The following is a 15900-nucleotide window of genomic DNA, read 5'->3' on the forward strand; positions in this document are numbered from 1 at the left end:
TATCCTAATTGATGGGTAACGTGCCCTTTTCAGACCCGGTTTACTGAACGAGACTGATATACTTGTCGCGTTATTCAATGCATAAAGTTCAAAACTTGAACAGTTCAGGAGATTTCAATGGCTGCCCTAAATTCGAAAGTTACAAAGGCCGTTATCCCGGTAGCGGGATTGGGAACCAGGATGCTACCGGCCACAAAGGCAATTCCGAAAGAAATGCTGCCTTTGGTCGATAAGCCATTAATCCAGTATGTCGTCAATGAATGTATTGCTGCCGGTATTACAGAAATTGTGCTGGTGACCCATTCGTCCAAAAACTCTATCGAAAACCATTTCGATACCAGTTTTGAACTTGAAGCCATGCTGGAAAAACGCGTTAAACGTCAGCTGCTGGAAGAAGTTCAGTCAATCTGCCCACCTCACGTGACCATCATGCAGGTGCGTCAGGGGCTGGCTAAGGGCCTGGGACACGCTGTGCTGTGCGCGCATCCGGTTGTCGGTGATGAGCCGGTCGCGGTTATTCTGCCAGACGTGATTCTCGATGAGTTCGAATCAGACCTCTCTCAGGACAACCTCGCCGACATGATTCGTCGCTTTGACGAAACCGGCAGCAGCCAGATCATGGTTGAACCTGTTGAAGACGTGACTGCGTATGGCGTTGTGGACTGCAAAGGCGTTGATCTGAAGCCAGGTGAGAGCGTGCCAATGGTCGGTGTGGTTGAGAAGCCAAAAGCCGATGTGGCGCCGTCTAACCTCGCGGTTGTTGGTCGCTATGTGCTGAGCGCAGAGATCTGGCCACTGCTGGCGAAAACCCCTCCGGGCGCTGGCGACGAAATCCAGCTGACCGATGGCATTGATATGCTGATCGAAAAAGAGACCGTTGAAGCCTACCACATGAAAGGCAAGAGCCATGACTGCGGTAATAAACTCGGTTATATGCAGGCTTTCGTTGAATATGGTATTCGCCATAACTCACTGGGCGAAGAATTTAAAGCCTGGCTGAAAGAGACCATGGGTATTAAAAACTAATCTGCCCCCCGTGATGGTCGAAACCGGTGTGAGTCTTACTCCACCGGTTTTTTTATGCCTGATACCGGCACCGAGGGTATGTAAGGAAGTTGGCACTAATAGATGTGGCTATATGACGGGGTGTAAGAAGATATCTCGGCGGTAAATTACAGGCATAAAAAATCCCGTATAAACGGGATTTTTCTGAAGGCGGGGTGATTAATCCTTGATCAGGAAATCGTCCAGTTGTTTGCCTTGCTCATCCATGGCTTTCTTGATTACTGCTGGGGTACGGCCCTGGCCAGTCCAGGTTTTAGTTTCGCCGTTCTCGTCAACGTAGCTATATTTAGCCGGGCGAGCAGCGCGTTTAGCTTTAGTACCGGTCTTAGCAGCAGCCATGCTGTTCAGTAATTCGTTTGGATCGATACCATCTGCAATCAGCATTTCGCGATATTGCTGCAGTTTACGAGTGCGTTCTTCGATTTCAGCAGCAGCAGCGCTTTCTTCTTCACGACGTTCGTTTACAACAACTTCTAATTTTTCCAGCATTTCTTCCAGCGTTTCGAGGGTGCATTCTCTTGCTTGCGCACGAAGAGTACGGATGTTGTTCAGAATTTTAAGTGCTTCGCTCATTGTAGTAATCTCAAACTTATATTGGGTTGGTTTGTTGTCCTAATAATAGAGTGATAATTTCAGATGTGCAATAGGTCGGAATGTAAGGAATTCAAAAAAGAGTTAATATCTGGCGCTATTATTAATGACGCTAACTTAAATTTCATTACGCCAAAGACGGATTTGATATCCCTGCTAATGGGATAAACTGATGGCCAGAGTGTTTAGTTTTGTGACAAATCTCTAACCGCTTATAGTTACCCCGGATAAATATCAACCTTTTGTATTACTCCCATAAAGCCGTTTAACCGCACCGATAGTTAATAAATACTGAATTTTAAAGCCGGCTGATTCCACTATAAAAATCAGGATTTGCTTAAGTTGAAATGTCAGGGTTTATGACGTCCAGGTGAGATTACTGCCTGTTTTAACATGCTATTTTCTCATTTCGTCCGGAACCTGACTTTACTTCTCAGGCTGAGTCTGTGCGTAGCGTCGCTGAGAAAGGGGGAAAAATAGGGTACAATCAACCATCGGGAATATTACACATTGATTAGGGTTTAACGACCAATGGCACAACTTTATTTTTACTATTCCGCAATGAATGCAGGGAAGTCCACGGCGCTCCTACAGTCGGCTTATAACTATCAAGAAAGGGGTATGCGCGCTATCGTTTACACCGCCGAGATTGACGATCGCTTTGGTGCCGGAAAGGTGAGCTCGCGTATCGGCCTGTCGTCGCCTGCAACGCTGTTTAATAAAGAGACTGACCTGCTAAAAGATATCGGCACAGAACACGCGCAGAAGCCGGTACATTGCGTTCTGGTGGACGAGAGCCAGTTCCTGACCCGCGAGCAAGTTCATGCGTTATCTGAAGTGGTCGATCAGCTGGATATTCCCGTGCTTTGCTACGGTTTACGCACCGACTTCCGTGGAGAGCTGTTTATTGGCAGCCAGTATTTACTGGCGTGGTCAGATAAGCTGGTGGAACTGAAAACTATCTGTTTCTGTGGCCGTAAAGCCAGTATGGTGCTTCGTCTTGATCAGGAAGGGAAACCTTACGCAGAAGGGGAGCAGGTGGTGATTGGTGGCAACGAGCGTTATATCTCGGTATGCCGCAAGCATTATAAAGAAGCGCTGGTTGTCGGCTCACTGACGGCAATTCAGGAAAATTCTCGCCGATAACAGCTTATTCCCCTTTGTTTGTAGAGTAATCAACAGACATAAAAAAACCCGCCGAGGCGGGTTTTTTATTGGGCTAAGCAATTAAGCGTTTTTCTTCACTTTCTTGTCAGCTTTCAGAACAACAGGTGCTTCAGTTTTCACTGCAACAGCGTTGTCTTCATGGAACTCACGGCCGTAGTAGGTATCCAGCAGAATCTGTTTCAGCTCGGAGATCAGTGGGTAGCGCGGGTTCGCACCAGTACACTGGTCATCGAAGGCATCTTCAGACAGCTTGTCAACGTGTGCCAGGAAGTCAGCTTCCTGAACGCCCGCTTCACGGATTGACTTAGGAATACCCAGTTCAGCTTTGATGCTGTCCAGCCATGCCAGCAGTTTCTCGATCTTCGCAGCGGTACGGTCACCAGGAGCGCTCAGACCCAGGTGGTCTGCGATTTCAGCGTAGCGACGACGAGCCATTGGACGGTCGTACTGGCTGAATGCAGTCTGCTTGGTTGGGTTGTCATTCGCGTTATAGCGGATAACGTTGGAAATCAGCAGGGCGTTCGCCAGACCGTGAGGAATGTGGAACTGAGAGCCCAGCTTGTGCGCCATGGAGTGACATACACCCAGGAAGGCGTTAGCAAACGCGATACCTGCGATAGTCGCAGCATTGTGCACACGCTCACGAGCAACCGGGTTTTTAGACCCTTCGTTGTAAGACGCTGGCAGGTTTTCTTTCAGCAGTTTCAGAGCCTGCAGTGCCTGACCGTCAGAGAACTCAGATGCCAGTACAGAAACGTAAGCTTCCAGGGCGTGAGTCACTGCATCCAGACCACCGAATGCACACAGTGATTTCGGCATATCCATCACCAGGTTGGCATCAACGATAGCCATGTCTGGAGTCAGCGCGTAGTCAGCCAGTGGGTATTTCTGACCGGTTGCGTCGTCGGTAACAACCGCAAACGGAGTCACTTCAGAACCGGTACCGGAAGTGGTGGTGACGGCGATCATTTTCGCTTTCACGCCCATTTTCGGGAACTTGTAGATACGTTTACGGATGTCCATAAAGCGCAGCGCCAGTTCTTCGAAGTGCGTTTCTGGGTGTTCGTACATAACCCACATGATTTTCGCGGCGTCCATTGGGGAACCGCCACCGAGCGCGATGATCACGTCCGGTTTGAAGGAGTTCGCCAGTTCCGCACCTTTACGAACAACGGTGAGGGTTGGGTCAGCTTCTACTTCGAAGAAAACTTCAGTCTCAACGCCAGCCGCTTTCAGAACAGAGGTGATCTGGTCTGCATAGCCGTTGTTGAACAGGAAACGGTCAGTCACGATGAGCGCACGTTTGTGGCCATCAGTAATCACTTCATCCAGCGCGATTGGCAGAGAGCCACGGCGGAAGTAGATAGATTTCGGAAGTTTATGCCACAACATGTTTTCAGCTCGCTTAGCAACGGTTTTCTTGTTGATCAGGTGCTTAGGACCAACGTTTTCAGAGATGGAGTTACCACCCCATGAACCACAACCCAGAGTCAGGGAAGGCGCGAGTTTGAAGTTGTACAGGTCACCGATACCACCCTGAGAAGCCGGGGTGTTAATCAGAATACGTGCGGTCTTCATTTTGTCGCCGAAGAATTTCACGCGTTCTGGCTGGTTGTCCTGGTCGGTGTACAGACAAGAGGTATGACCGATACCGCCCATTGCCACCAGTTTCTCTGCTTTGACCACAGCGTCTTCGAAGTCTTTCGCACGGTACATCGCCAGAGTAGGGGACAGTTTTTCGTGTGCGAAAGGTTCGCTTTCATCAACCACTTTCACTTCACCGATCAGGATCTTAGTGGTAGCGGGTACGGTGAAACCTGCGAGTTCAGCGATTTTGTAAGCTGGCTGACCAACGATGGCGGCGTTCAGTGCGCCATTTTTCAGGATGATGTCCTGAACCGCTTTCAGCTCTTTGCCCTGCAGCAGGTAGCCGCCGTGGCTTGCGAAGCGCTCGCGCACCGCATCATAGACAGAATCAACCACAACAACGGACTGCTCAGAAGCACAGATAACGCCGTTATCGAAGGTTTTGGACATCAGGACAGAAGCAACAGCACGTTTGATATCAGCCGTTTCGTCGATAACAACAGGGGTGTTACCTGCGCCTACGCCGATTGCTGGTTTACCAGAGCTGTATGCTGCTTTAACCATGCCTGGGCCACCGGTCGCCAGGATCAGGTTAATGTCCGGGTGATGCATCAGTGCGTTTGACAGTTCAACAGAAGGTTGGTCAATCCAGCCGATCAGATCTTTTGGTGCACCCGCAGCGATGGCTGCCTGCAGTACGATGTCAGCGGCTTTGTTAGTCGCATCTTTAGCACGTGGGTGTGGGGAGAAGATGATGGCGTTACGCGTCTTCAGGCTGATAAGAGATTTGAAGATCGCGGTAGAAGTCGGGTTAGTTGTCGGAACGATACCGCAAATGATACCGATAGGTTCTGCAATGGTGATGGTACCGAAGGTGTGGTCTTCAGCCAGCACGCCACAGGTTTTCTCATCTTTATAGGCGTTGTAGATATACTCAGAAGCAAAGTGGTTCTTGATCACTTTATCTTCTACGATACCCATACCGGATTCGGCAACGGCCATTTTAGCGAGAGGGATTCGAGCATCTGCAGCAGCCAGTGCGGCGGCGCGGAAGATTTTATCAACCTGTTCTTGGGTGAAATTGGCATATTCACGCTGGGCTTTTTTGACGCGCTCGACGAGTGCGTTCAGTTCAGCGATATTAGTAACAGCCATAATGCTCTCCTGATAATGTTTAAACTCTTTTAGTAAACCAGCGCTCGATACGACAACATTATAGACGAGGTGCCAGTACTTGCTTAACACACAGTAAAACAAAGGTTTAGTCTCGTTTACTGTTAACGCTTTGCACTAACTTACTAAAAGAGCCTGACTTTAGCATCATCCCTTTTTGTTTCTTTCTCTCCCTTTTGGTGTCACCCAGATTACTCACTTCTGAGTACGAAAAACATGATCTAAATCAATTTACACCGAAGCTGATACCTTTCAGCACGGGTATTTCGCACAATCATATCAAGTGTTAAATAATTACAAAAGTAATGGAATCAAAACTATCATTGCTTACACAAATACATAACACATGAAAATCATAGCGTTTTGGCGCAGATTTCTGGTGAAGTATGCTGATAAAAAGCGTATCTTCAGCGCGGTTTTTATCCCTTTATTCTGTCGCCTGGGCCATGCTGATTTACGGAGCTAACTGTGACCCCATTGCTCTTTGATTTTTCTACCTATTTTAAGTTTTTTATCGGGTTGTTCGCGCTGGTGAACCCGGTCGGGATCATTCCTGTCTTCATTAGTATGACCAGTTACCAGACGGCGGCTGCCAGAAATAAGACCAACCTGACTGCAAACCTGTCGGTGGCCATCATTTTGCTGACGTCGCTTTTCCTCGGTGATTCGATTCTGCAAATCTTTGGCATCTCCATCGACTCCTTCCGTATCGCCGGCGGCATCCTGGTGGTGACTATCGCCATGTCGATGATCAGCGGTAAGCTGGGTGAGGATAAACAGAACAAGCAGGAAAAATCAGAAACGGCGGTGCGCGAAAGTATCGGCGTTGTGCCGCTGGCGTTGCCATTGATGGCCGGGCCAGGGGCAATCAGCTCGACCATCGTCTGGGGAACCCGCTACCACAACTGGGTGCATCTGGTTGGCTTTTCGGTGGCGATTGCGCTGTTTGCCCTCTGCTGCTGGGGCGTTTTCCGAATTGCACCCTGGCTGGTGCGTTTGCTGGGGCAGACCGGCATTAACGTTATTACCCGTATTATGGGCCTGTTGCTGATGGCGCTTGGGATCGAATTTATTGTGACCGGGCTAAAAAGTATTTTCCCTGGGTTACTAAATTAACGTTTTCATATGAAAGAGCGGAGCCAGTGGCTCCGTTTTTTTTCGTGATTATCAGCAAATCATATAAATAAAGTTGAAAACTTCACAAGACATAATAAATTCTGCTAATAAATATGTTTTCTTACATTTCAGTAAGTTAGTTTTATCCTGTCACTCGACCTGAACATAAACCGCGCAAACACTCTGTTATTTTACTCACACGATACTCTGGGGCTTGCTGTGCGATAACTGAAATGATATTAGTAATTTCAACATTCCCCTAGACGAATGTGCTAAATAATAATCAGTTGTTAATTTTTTGTACAAAAACCCACCGAGGTGACCACAGCACAGCGGTTGGCGAGAGAAAACTCTCTATCACATTGAATATTTGGTAGTTTCTTTACCTTTGATGTGTGGCAGGACGCCCCCCAGAAAAACGGGACTCCCCGTAAAAGAGAATTGCTTAACAAATTTGCAAAATGTATTGGCGCGAAATTAAGCCATTTGGTACTTTCCGGCCTTATATTTTGCCAACGCACTTTTCCAGATGAGAATGATTTTCAAATATAACGCTCATCTCAACGAGACATCACACGCCTCAAAACAGGGGAGGCGTGTTAAGAATCGACGCAAGGCGGCCAAACGAGCCACCAGTAATAAGTACAGTCGGTGATAGCAAGAAGTAAACGACCTGACAGCAGCTAAACTCCTGCGTTGTTCAGGACCCCTTAGGGGAAATAAACAGGCTGGCATTAAAACCAGTAATTATAATGAGTGGAGTATCAACACAATGTCCATCATCACAAAAAAAAGTCTGATTGCCGCAGGAATTTTCACTGCGCTAATCGCAGGTAATATGGCAATGGCTGCTGATGTACCTGCAGGTGTCACACTGTCAGAAAAGCAAACCATGATCCGCAACAATGGCGCCGAGCCACAGTCACTGGATCCGAACAAAATTGAAGGCGTTCCTGAAGCAAACATCAGCCGCGACCTGTTTGAAGGCCTGCTGATTACCTCCACTAAAGACGGTCACCCGATCCCGGGCGTTGCTGAATCCTGGGATAATAAAGACTTTAAAGTCTGGACATTCCACCTGCGTAAAGACGCAAAATGGTCCAACGGTGAACCTGTCACCGCACAAGATTTCGTATACAGCTGGCAGCGTCTGGTGGATCCAAACACCGCATCCCCGTACGCCAGCTATCCGCAGTACGGTCACATCCTGAACGTTGATGAAATTATCGACGGCAAAAAGAAACCTTCTGAGCTGGGCGTAAAAGCGGTTGATGACCACACGCTGGAAGTGACCCTGAGCGAACCTGTTCCGTATTTCTACAAACTGCTGGTTAACCCGGCCATGTCACCGGTCAACAAAGCCGCTATCGAAAAATTCGGTGAGAAATGGACTCAGCCAGCGAACATCGTGACCAACGGTGCCTACAAGCTGAAAGACTGGGTGGTTAACGAGCGTATCGTGATGGAGCGTAATACCAACTACTGGGATAACGCGAAAACCATCGTCGATCAGATTACCTATCTGCCGATCTCGTCTGAAGTCACCGACGTAAACCGCTACCGCAGCGGTGAGATCGACATGACTTATAACAACCTGCCGATCGAACTGTTCCAGAAACTGAAAAAAGAGATCCCGACCGAAGTTCACGTTGACCCGTATCTGTGTACTTATTACTACGAAATCAACAACCAGAAAGCGCCATTCAATGACGCTCGCGTACGTACCGCGCTGAAGCTGGGTCTGGATCGCGACATCATCGTGAACAAAGTAAAAGCACAGGGCGATCTGCCTGCGTTCGGCTATACCCCGCCATATACTGACGGTGCGAAACTGACCAAACCAGAGTGGTTCTCCTGGACTCAGGAAAAACGTAACGAAGAAGCGAAAAAACTGCTGGCTGAAGCAGGCTACACCGCTGATAAACCGTTGACGTTTAACCTGCTGTACAACACCTCCGATCTGCACAAAAAACTGGCCATCGCGGCTTCCTCCATCTGGAAGAAAAACCTGGGTGTGGATGTGAAGCTGGTGAACCAGGAGTGGAAAACCTTCCTGGATACCCGTCATCAGGGCAACTATGACGTGGCGCGTGCGGGCTGGTGTGCGGATTACAACGAACCGACTTCCTTCCTGAACACCATGCTGTCTGACAGCTCCATGAACACCGCGCACTATAAGAGCCCGGCCTTTGACGCGATCATGAAAGATACGCTGAAAGTGACTGACGAAGCGCAGCGTACTGCACTGTACGACAAAGCGGAACAGCAGTTGGGTCAGGATTCTGCGATTGTACCGGTTTACTACTATGTAAACGCGCGTCTGGTGAAACCATGGGTTGGCGGTTATACCGGCAAAGATCCGATGGATAACATCTACACCAAAGATCTGTACATCATTAAGCATTAATGGCAAACCGTGGGGCAAAGTTATTTGCCCCACCGTGTCTTAATTCATCGCACAATATACACGGCATCATTCAGGAACGACTGAACGAGCTTGTGTAAAAGGCACACGCCAGAAGGTACGGGCAATGTTGAAATTTATCCTACGTCGCTGTCTTGAAGCGATACCGACGCTTTTTATTCTCATTACGATTTCATTCTTCATGATGCGTCTCGCACCAGGTAGTCCGTTTACCAGCGAGCGCGCACTGCCGCCAGAAGTCATGGCGAACATCGAAGCCAAATACCATTTAAACGATCCTATCTCCACGCAGTACTTCAATTATCTGAAGCAGCTGGCGCAGGGCGATTTTGGTCCTTCGTTTAAATATAAAGACTATTCCGTTAACGACCTCGTCGCATCGAGCTTCCCCGTGTCGGCTAAGTTAGGCGCAGCGGCATTTATTCTGGCCGTTGTTCTGGGGGTCACCGCAGGCGTCATCGCCGCGCTGAAACAAAACACCCGATGGGACTACACGGTAATGGGGATCGCCATGACCGGGGTGGTTATCCCGAGCTTTGTGGTGGCACCGTTACTGGTGATGATATTTGCCATCACGCTCAAATGGCTGCCCGGAGGCGGCTGGAACGGCGGGGCGCTAAAATTCATGATTCTGCCGATGGTGGCGCTCTCTCTGGCCTATATCGCCAGTATCGCGCGTATTACCCGTGGTTCGATGATTGAAGTGCTCCACTCCAACTTTATTCGTACCGCGCGGGCGAAAGGCCTGCCGATGCACCGCATCATTCTCCGTCATGCGTTAAAACCTGCGCTGCTGCCTGTGCTCTCCTATATGGGCCCTGCGTTCGTTGGGATCATCACGGGTTCCATGGTCATTGAAACCATTTACGGCCTGCCGGGTATCGGTCAGCTGTTTGTGAATGGCGCCCTGAACCGTGACTACTCGCTGGTGCTCAGCCTTACGATCCTGGTCGGTGCACTGACCATTCTCTTTAACGCCATTGTCGATGTGCTGTATGCCGTTATCGACCCGAAAATTCGCTACTAGCGCTGGAGCACGCCATGATGTTGAGTAAGAAAAACAGCGAGGCGCTGGAAAACTTCACTGAGAAACTTGAAGTCGAAGGGCGTAGCCTGTGGCAGGACGCCCGCCGTCGCTTTATGCATAACCGTGCGGCCGTCGCCAGTCTGGTCGTCTTGATCTGTATTGCCCTGTTCGTGGCCTTGGCCCCGATGCTGTCGCAGTTCACCTATTTCGATACTGACTGGGGCATGATGTCCAGTGCTCCCGATATGGTTTCCGGCCACTACTTTGGTACGGACTCCTCCGGGCGCGACCTGCTGGTGCGCGTGGCGATTGGTGGCCGTATCTCTCTGATGGTCGGTATCGCTGCGGCGCTGGTGGCGGTGATCGTCGGCACACTTTACGGCTCGCTTTCCGGCTACCTCGGCGGCAAAGTGGATTCCGTGATGATGCGTCTGCTGGAAATCCTGAACTCCTTCCCGTTTATGTTCTTCGTTATTCTGCTGGTGACCTTCTTTGGACAAAACATCCTGCTGATCTTTGTGGCTATCGGGATGGTTTCCTGGCTGGATATGGCGCGTATCGTGCGCGGCCAGACGCTGAGCCTGAAGCGTAAAGAATTTATCGAAGCAGCACAGGTGGGCGGTGTCTCCGTCAGCGGGATTGTGGTGCGTCATATCGTGCCAAACGTGCTCGGCGTGGTTGTGGTGTACGCATCACTGCTGGTACCCAGCATGATCCTGTTTGAATCCTTCCTGAGCTTCCTCGGTCTGGGTACCCAGGAGCCGCTGAGTAGCTGGGGCGCATTGTTAAGCGATGGCGCAAACTCCATGGAAGTCTCTCCGTGGTTGCTGCTATTCCCGGCTGGTTTCCTGGTGGTAACCCTGTTCTGTTTCAACTTTATCGGCGATGGCCTGCGTGATGCCCTCGACCCGAAAGACCGTTAAGGAGTGCCGCGATGACTATTATTGAAACGGCAGCTGCGCCACAGGCGCAAAAGCAGCAAAACGTGCTGCTGGATGTCAAAGATCTGCGCGTCACCTTTAAAACCCCGGATGGCGATGTTACTGCCGTCAACGATCTGAATTTCGATCTGCGGGCCGGTGAAACGCTGGGTATCGTCGGTGAGTCCGGCTCCGGTAAATCGCAAACCGCCTTTGCGCTGATGGGGCTGCTGGCACCGAATGGCCGCATCGGAGGAACCGCGACCTTTAACGGCAAAAACATTCTGAATCTGCCTGAGCACGAGCTGAACAAGCTGCGCGCAGAACAGATTTCGATGATTTTCCAGGACCCAATGACCTCGCTGAACCCGTACATGCGTGTGGGCGAGCAGCTGATGGAAGTCCTGATGCTGCATAAAGGCATGAACAAAGCAGAAGCGTTCGAAGAGTCGGTGAGAATGCTGGATGCAGTCAAAATGCCCGAAGCGCGTAAACGCATGCGCATGTTCCCGCATGAGTTTTCCGGTGGGATGCGCCAGCGCGTAATGATCGCCATGGCGCTGCTGTGTCGGCCAAAACTGCTGATCGCCGATGAACCCACCACCGCGCTGGACGTGACCGTTCAGGCACAGATCATGACCCTGCTAAATGAACTGAAGCGTGAGTTCAACACCGCCATCATCATGATTACCCACGATCTCGGCGTCGTGGCCGGCATCTGTGACAAAGTGCTGGTGATGTATGCCGGTCGTACCATGGAGTACGGCAGGGCGCGCGATGTGTTCTATCATCCTGCGCACCCGTACTCTATCGGCCTGCTGAATGCGGTTCCGCGTCTCGATGCGGAAGGCGAATCCTTGCTGACCATTCCCGGCAACCCGCCAAACCTGCTGCGTCTGCCGAAAGGCTGCCCGTTCCAGCCTCGCTGTCAGTACGCGATGGAAATCTGCAACAGCGCACCCCCGCTGGAAGAGTTTGCACCAGGCCGCCTGCGCGCCTGCTTTAAGCCGCATGAGGAGCTGGTATGAACGCCATTGACGAAAAAAGAAATGTCCTGCTCGAAATCGCTGACCTAAAAGTGCATTTCGACATCAAAGACGGCAAGCAGTGGTTCTGGCAGCCGTCGAAAACCCTGAAAGCCGTCGATGGCGTCACCCTGCGTCTTTACGAAGGGGAGACTCTGGGCGTGGTCGGCGAGTCCGGCTGCGGAAAGTCGACCTTTGCCCGCGCCATTATCGGCCTGGTCAAAGCGACGGACGGCAAAGTGGCCTGGCTTGGCAAAGACCTGCTGGGAATGAAACAGGAAGAGTGGCGCGCGGTGCGCAGCGACATCCAGATGATTTTCCAGGATCCACTGGCTTCCCTGAACCCGCGTATGAACATCGGCGATATCATTGCTGAGCCGCTGCGCACCTATCATCCGAAAATGCCGCGTCAGGAAGTTCGCGACCGCGTGAAAGCGATGATGATGAAAGTGGGCCTGCTGCCGAACCTTATCAACCGCTATCCGCACGAGTTTTCTGGCGGCCAGTGTCAGCGTATCGGTATTGCCCGCGCGCTGATTCTGGAACCAAAGCTGATTATCTGTGACGAACCGGTTTCAGCACTGGACGTGTCGATTCAGGCGCAGGTGGTGAACCTGCTGCAGAAATTGCAGCGTGAAATGGGGCTGTCGCTGATCTTCATCGCCCACGACCTGGCGGTGGTGAAACACATCTCCGACCGCGTGCTGGTGATGTATCTTGGCCATGCGGTTGAGCTGGGCACCTATGATGAGGTCTATCACAACCCGCTGCACCCGTATACCAAAGCGCTGATGTCTGCGGTGCCGGTTCCCGACCCGGATCTGGAAAAAAATAAAGTGATCCAGCTTCTGGAAGGGGAGCTGCCTTCGCCGATCAACCCGCCGTCTGGCTGCGTGTTCCGCACGCGTTGCCCAATGGCGGGGCCGGAATGTGCGCAAACCCGGCCTGTTCTGGAAGGAAGTTTCCGACATGCGGTTTCCTGCCTGAAAGTAGACCCGTTATAATCGCAAGGGCTGACATGATGTCAGCCCTTCTTCTTTTGCGAGGTTAACGTGTCGATATCCGTTTCTTCTGTACGGCGTAAGACCTATCGCCTGCTATTCGATCCTCACACCCGCTCCGGGCGTCGCTTCGAAGGATTGTGCGGCCTGTTTGCGCTTCTCAGCGTATTCATCATCTTTATTGAATCCGGCCTGGGGACGCAGTATCACCTTACGCTTGATGAATGGCATCTGTTCGTCTGGCTGGAGCTGTTTGTCACCCTGATATTTACCCTGGAGTATTTCCTGCGCCTGTTCAGCTGGGCGAATCCGGCGAAATATGTGTTCAGCTTCTGGGGGATTATTGATTTAGCGACGATTCTGCCGCTGTATGTAATGTGGCTATGGCCTGAAATCAGCATCAATTATGTTTTTGCGTGGCGAGCGATGCGCGCCATCCGCGTGCTGCGCGTCCTGAAACTGCTGCGTTTTATGCCGTCATTACGCGTGTTCTGGAAAGCCATTTATAGCGCCCGGCATCAGCTGATCCTGTTCTATTCGTTTATCGCGATTGTGATGGTGGTTTTCGGCGCGCTGATGTATCTGATTGAAGGGCCGACTTACGGTTTCACCACGCTGAATGCGTCGGTGTACTGGGCGATTGTCACCGTGACGACCGTGGGCTACGGGGATATTACCCCCCACACGCCGCTCGGCAGGATCGTGGCATCAGTGCTCATTTTGATTGGTTACTCGGTGATTGCTATCCCGACCGGTCTGATTACCACTCACATGAGCGCGGCTTTTCAGAATCGTCAGCAGCAGCGTAAGTGCCCGAGATGCCAGCAGGCGAGCCATGAGCATAGCGCGCGGTTTTGTAATCGCTGTGGGAGTGAACTACCGGACTAAATAAAAAAGGCTGCCATCGCAGCCTTTTTGTTATTCGCGCCAGAGGATGTGGCACAGTTTGTGATCTTTTTCCCTGCATAACAGCACGCGGGCAAAAATATCGTTAATCTCGCCGCCATCAGTATCGGCCAGCCCAATCACCACTTCGGCGAAGAAGTCCGGGTTGAGGTCGAAATCGACGTGCTCGGCCCAGTCTTCGGACGGGTCAAACAGCTCTGCGCCGCCGCGCTCTTCAAATTGAAGATTGAAGAGGATCACGTCTGCGGGATCGAGATTGTCCATCGCCAGTTCGAGAAAAATGTCGTAGGCCTGCTCAAGGGTTTCGTCTTCAGTCAGGCGATTGTTCAGATCCATTTCCATGATGATTACCTGTTAAAACATCGTTGGGCACGTTTTACAGCAACGGACTAAAGAAGTAAAACAGTCGTTCGGTGATCCGCTGCCACAGCGGGCGTTTCATCCACAGATGCGCGTCCAGCAGGCGCGAGCGGGAGATATAATCGTCCTGCACCGCCGCCAGATCGCCACCAAAACCGACGTCATCAATCACCAGTGTAATTTCAAAATTGAGCCACAGGCTGCGCATATCCAGATTCACCGTACCGACCAGGCTCAGTTCGCCGTCGACCAGCACACTCTTGGTATGCAGCAAGCCCCCTTCAAACTGATAAATTTTGACACCCGCTGCCAGCAGTTCGCTAAAGAAGGCCCGGCTGGCCCATCCCACCAGAACTGAATCGTTTTTACGCGGCATAATAATGCTGACATCCACACCGCGCTGTGCGGCGGTGCAAATCGCATGGAGCAGATCGTCGCTCGGGACAAAGTAGGGCGTAGTCATGATCAGATATTCACGCGCAGAATAGGCTGCCGTGAGCAGCGCCTGGTGGATTAAATCCTCAGGAAATCCAGGCCCCGATGCGATGGTGTGAATGGTATGGCCGCTCTCTTGCTCAAACGGCATGATGTTTGCGTCGGGCGGTGGCGGCAGAATGCGTTTGCCGGTTTCGATTTCCCAGTCGCAGGAGTAAACAATCCCCATCGCTGTGGCAACCGGGCCTTCCATACGCGCCATTAAATCGACCCACTGACCCACGCCAGAGTCCTGTTTAAAGAAGCGCGGATCGACCATGTTCATGCTGCCGGTGTAGGCAATATAGTTGTCGATCATGATCATCTTACGATGCTGGCGTAAATCCATGCGGCGCAGGAACACACGCAGCAGATTTACCTTCAGCGCTTCGACAACTTCAATGCCGGCATTACGCATCATGGTCGCCCAGGGGCTACGGAAGAACGCCACGCTACCGGCGGAGTCGAGCATCAGACGGCAATGAATACCCCGGCGCGATGCCGCCATCAGCGATTCGGCTACCTGGTCGGCCATTCCGCCGGGCTGCCAGATATAGAACACCATCTCGATATTATGTCGGGCGAGCTGGATATCGCGGATCAGCGCCTGCATCACATCGTCGGAGGTAGTGAGTAACTGCAGCTGGTTGCCTTTGACGCCGCCAATTCCCTGACGACGTTCGCAAAGTTTGAACAGTGACGAGGCGACGCTGCTGTTCTCCTGGGCGAAAATATGTTTGCAGGATTTGAGGTCGTTCAGCCATTTTGCCGTCGACGGCCACATGGCGCGCGCACGCTCGGCGCGGCGCTTACCCAGATGCAATTCACCAAAGGAGAGATACGCGATAATTCCTACCAGCGGCAGGATGTAGATGATCAAAAGCCAGGCCATGGCAGAAGGGACGGCCCGGCGTTTCATCAGGATGCGAAGCGTCACACCTGCGATCAGCAGCCAGTATCCCAGAATGACCAGCCAACTCACCACGGTGTAGAAGGTTGTCATAAATAAAAAATCCTTTTGAAAGCGTATTGTTATGAGTGTACGCATCAGAATTGATCTGGC

The 15900-nt window shown here is 51.3% G+C and carries 13 protein-coding genes; 9 read left to right on the forward strand and 4 right to left on the reverse strand.

Features of this window, described 5'->3' with window-relative positions:
• Nucleotides 1-117: 117 nt before the first annotated feature.
• Entirely contained in the window at nucleotides 118-1026 is a 909-nt protein-coding gene (gene galU, locus F153LOC_RS17275) for a UTP--glucose-1-phosphate uridylyltransferase GalU (protein ID WP_100779934.1), read from the forward strand.
• Nucleotides 1027-1224: 198 nt separating this feature from the next.
• On the opposite strand, the gene hns is transcribed toward galU, so the two are convergent.
• Entirely contained in the window at nucleotides 1225-1638 is a 414-nt protein-coding gene (gene hns, locus F153LOC_RS17280; RefSeq protein WP_008502781.1) for a histone-like nucleoid-structuring protein H-NS, read from the reverse strand.
• Between the two features lie 549 nt (nucleotides 1639-2187).
• Here hns and tdk point away from each other — a divergent pair.
• Nucleotides 2188-2802 carry a thymidine kinase gene (gene tdk, locus F153LOC_RS17285; RefSeq protein ID WP_100779935.1) on the forward strand — a complete coding sequence of 205 codons (615 nt, stop codon included), beginning with the start codon at nucleotides 2188-2190 and terminating at the stop codon, nucleotides 2800-2802.
• Between the two features lie 81 nt (nucleotides 2803-2883).
• On the opposite strand, the gene adhE is transcribed toward tdk, so the two are convergent.
• Complete coding sequence (gene adhE, locus F153LOC_RS17290) at nucleotides 2884-5565, reverse strand: bifunctional acetaldehyde-CoA/alcohol dehydrogenase (protein WP_100779936.1); 2682 nt, start codon at nucleotides 5563-5565, stop codon at nucleotides 2884-2886.
• A 486-nt stretch (nucleotides 5566-6051) separates the two neighbouring features.
• Here adhE and F153LOC_RS17295 point away from each other — a divergent pair, with 486 nt between their 5' ends.
• From F153LOC_RS17295 to F153LOC_RS17330, 7 genes are all read left to right on the forward strand, one after another.
• Complete coding sequence (locus F153LOC_RS17295) at nucleotides 6052-6699, forward strand: YchE family NAAT transporter (protein ID WP_102103884.1); 648 nt, start codon at nucleotides 6052-6054, stop codon at nucleotides 6697-6699.
• Between the two features lie 772 nt (nucleotides 6700-7471).
• Complete coding sequence (oppA, locus tag F153LOC_RS17305; RefSeq protein WP_102103882.1) at nucleotides 7472-9106, forward strand: oligopeptide ABC transporter substrate-binding protein OppA; 1635 nt, start codon at nucleotides 7472-7474, stop codon at nucleotides 9104-9106.
• 124 nt (nucleotides 9107-9230) lie between these two features.
• A complete protein-coding gene (gene oppB, locus F153LOC_RS17310; protein WP_100779940.1) occupies nucleotides 9231-10151 on the forward strand; it encodes an oligopeptide ABC transporter permease OppB in 921 nt (306 codons plus the stop codon).
• 14 nt (nucleotides 10152-10165) lie between these two features.
• Complete coding sequence (gene oppC, locus F153LOC_RS17315) at nucleotides 10166-11074, forward strand: oligopeptide ABC transporter permease OppC (protein ID WP_102103881.1); 909 nt, start codon at nucleotides 10166-10168, stop codon at nucleotides 11072-11074.
• 11 nt (nucleotides 11075-11085) lie between these two features.
• A complete protein-coding gene (locus F153LOC_RS17320) occupies nucleotides 11086-12099 on the forward strand; it encodes an ABC transporter ATP-binding protein (RefSeq protein ID WP_100779942.1) in 1014 nt (337 codons plus the stop codon).
• A complete protein-coding gene (gene oppF, locus F153LOC_RS17325; protein ID WP_100779943.1) occupies nucleotides 12096-13100 on the forward strand; it encodes a murein tripeptide/oligopeptide ABC transporter ATP binding protein OppF in 1005 nt (334 codons plus the stop codon). The genes F153LOC_RS17320 and oppF overlap by 4 nt, the downstream gene beginning before the upstream one ends.
• Before the next feature lie 48 nt (nucleotides 13101-13148).
• Nucleotides 13149-13985: an ion transporter gene (locus F153LOC_RS17330; protein WP_102103880.1), complete on the forward strand. Its 837-nt coding sequence runs from the start codon at nucleotides 13149-13151 to the stop codon at nucleotides 13983-13985.
• Between the two features lie 30 nt (nucleotides 13986-14015).
• Here F153LOC_RS17330 and F153LOC_RS17335 read toward each other — a convergent pair whose 3' ends face one another.
• On the reverse strand, nucleotides 14016-14345 hold the full coding sequence (locus F153LOC_RS17335; RefSeq protein WP_100779945.1) for an HI1450 family dsDNA-mimic protein: 330 nt from the start codon (nucleotides 14343-14345) through the stop codon (nucleotides 14016-14018).
• A 34-nt stretch (nucleotides 14346-14379) separates the two neighbouring features.
• Entirely contained in the window at nucleotides 14380-15840 is a 1461-nt protein-coding gene (gene cls / locus F153LOC_RS17340) for a cardiolipin synthase (RefSeq protein WP_100779946.1), read from the reverse strand.
• Between the last annotated feature and the right edge of the window lie 60 nt (nucleotides 15841-15900).

Source organism: Lelliottia sp. F153 (assembly GCF_002870005.1).
Taxonomy (GTDB): Bacteria; Pseudomonadota; Gammaproteobacteria; order Enterobacterales; family Enterobacteriaceae; genus Enterobacter; species Enterobacter nimipressuralis.

What these genes read in the sequence shown, in the direction of transcription:
- galU (WP_100779934.1), top strand. Translation starts at nt 118, where the DNA reads ATGGCTGCCCTAAATTCGAAAGTTACAAAGGCCGTTATCCCGGTAGCG.
- hns (WP_008502781.1), bottom strand. Translation starts at nt 1,638, where the DNA reads ATGAGCGAAGCACTTAAAATTCTGAACAACATCCGTACTCTTCGTGCG.
- tdk (WP_100779935.1), top strand. Translation starts at nt 2,188, where the DNA reads ATGGCACAACTTTATTTTTACTATTCCGCAATGAATGCAGGGAAGTCC.
- adhE (WP_100779936.1), bottom strand. Translation starts at nt 5,565, where the DNA reads ATGGCTGTTACTAATATCGCTGAACTGAACGCACTCGTCGAGCGCGTC.
- oppA (WP_102103882.1), top strand. Translation starts at nt 7,472, where the DNA reads ATGTCCATCATCACAAAAAAAAGTCTGATTGCCGCAGGAATTTTCACT.
- oppB (WP_100779940.1), top strand. Translation starts at nt 9,231, where the DNA reads ATGTTGAAATTTATCCTACGTCGCTGTCTTGAAGCGATACCGACGCTT.
- oppC (WP_102103881.1), top strand. Translation starts at nt 10,166, where the DNA reads ATGATGTTGAGTAAGAAAAACAGCGAGGCGCTGGAAAACTTCACTGAG.
- F153LOC_RS17320 (WP_100779942.1), top strand. Translation starts at nt 11,086, where the DNA reads ATGACTATTATTGAAACGGCAGCTGCGCCACAGGCGCAAAAGCAGCAA.
- oppF (WP_100779943.1), top strand. Translation starts at nt 12,096, where the DNA reads ATGAACGCCATTGACGAAAAAAGAAATGTCCTGCTCGAAATCGCTGAC.
- F153LOC_RS17335 (WP_100779945.1), bottom strand. Translation starts at nt 14,345, where the DNA reads ATGGAAATGGATCTGAACAATCGCCTGACTGAAGACGAAACCCTTGAG.
- cls (WP_100779946.1), bottom strand. Translation starts at nt 15,840, where the DNA reads ATGACAACCTTCTACACCGTGGTGAGTTGGCTGGTCATTCTGGGATAC.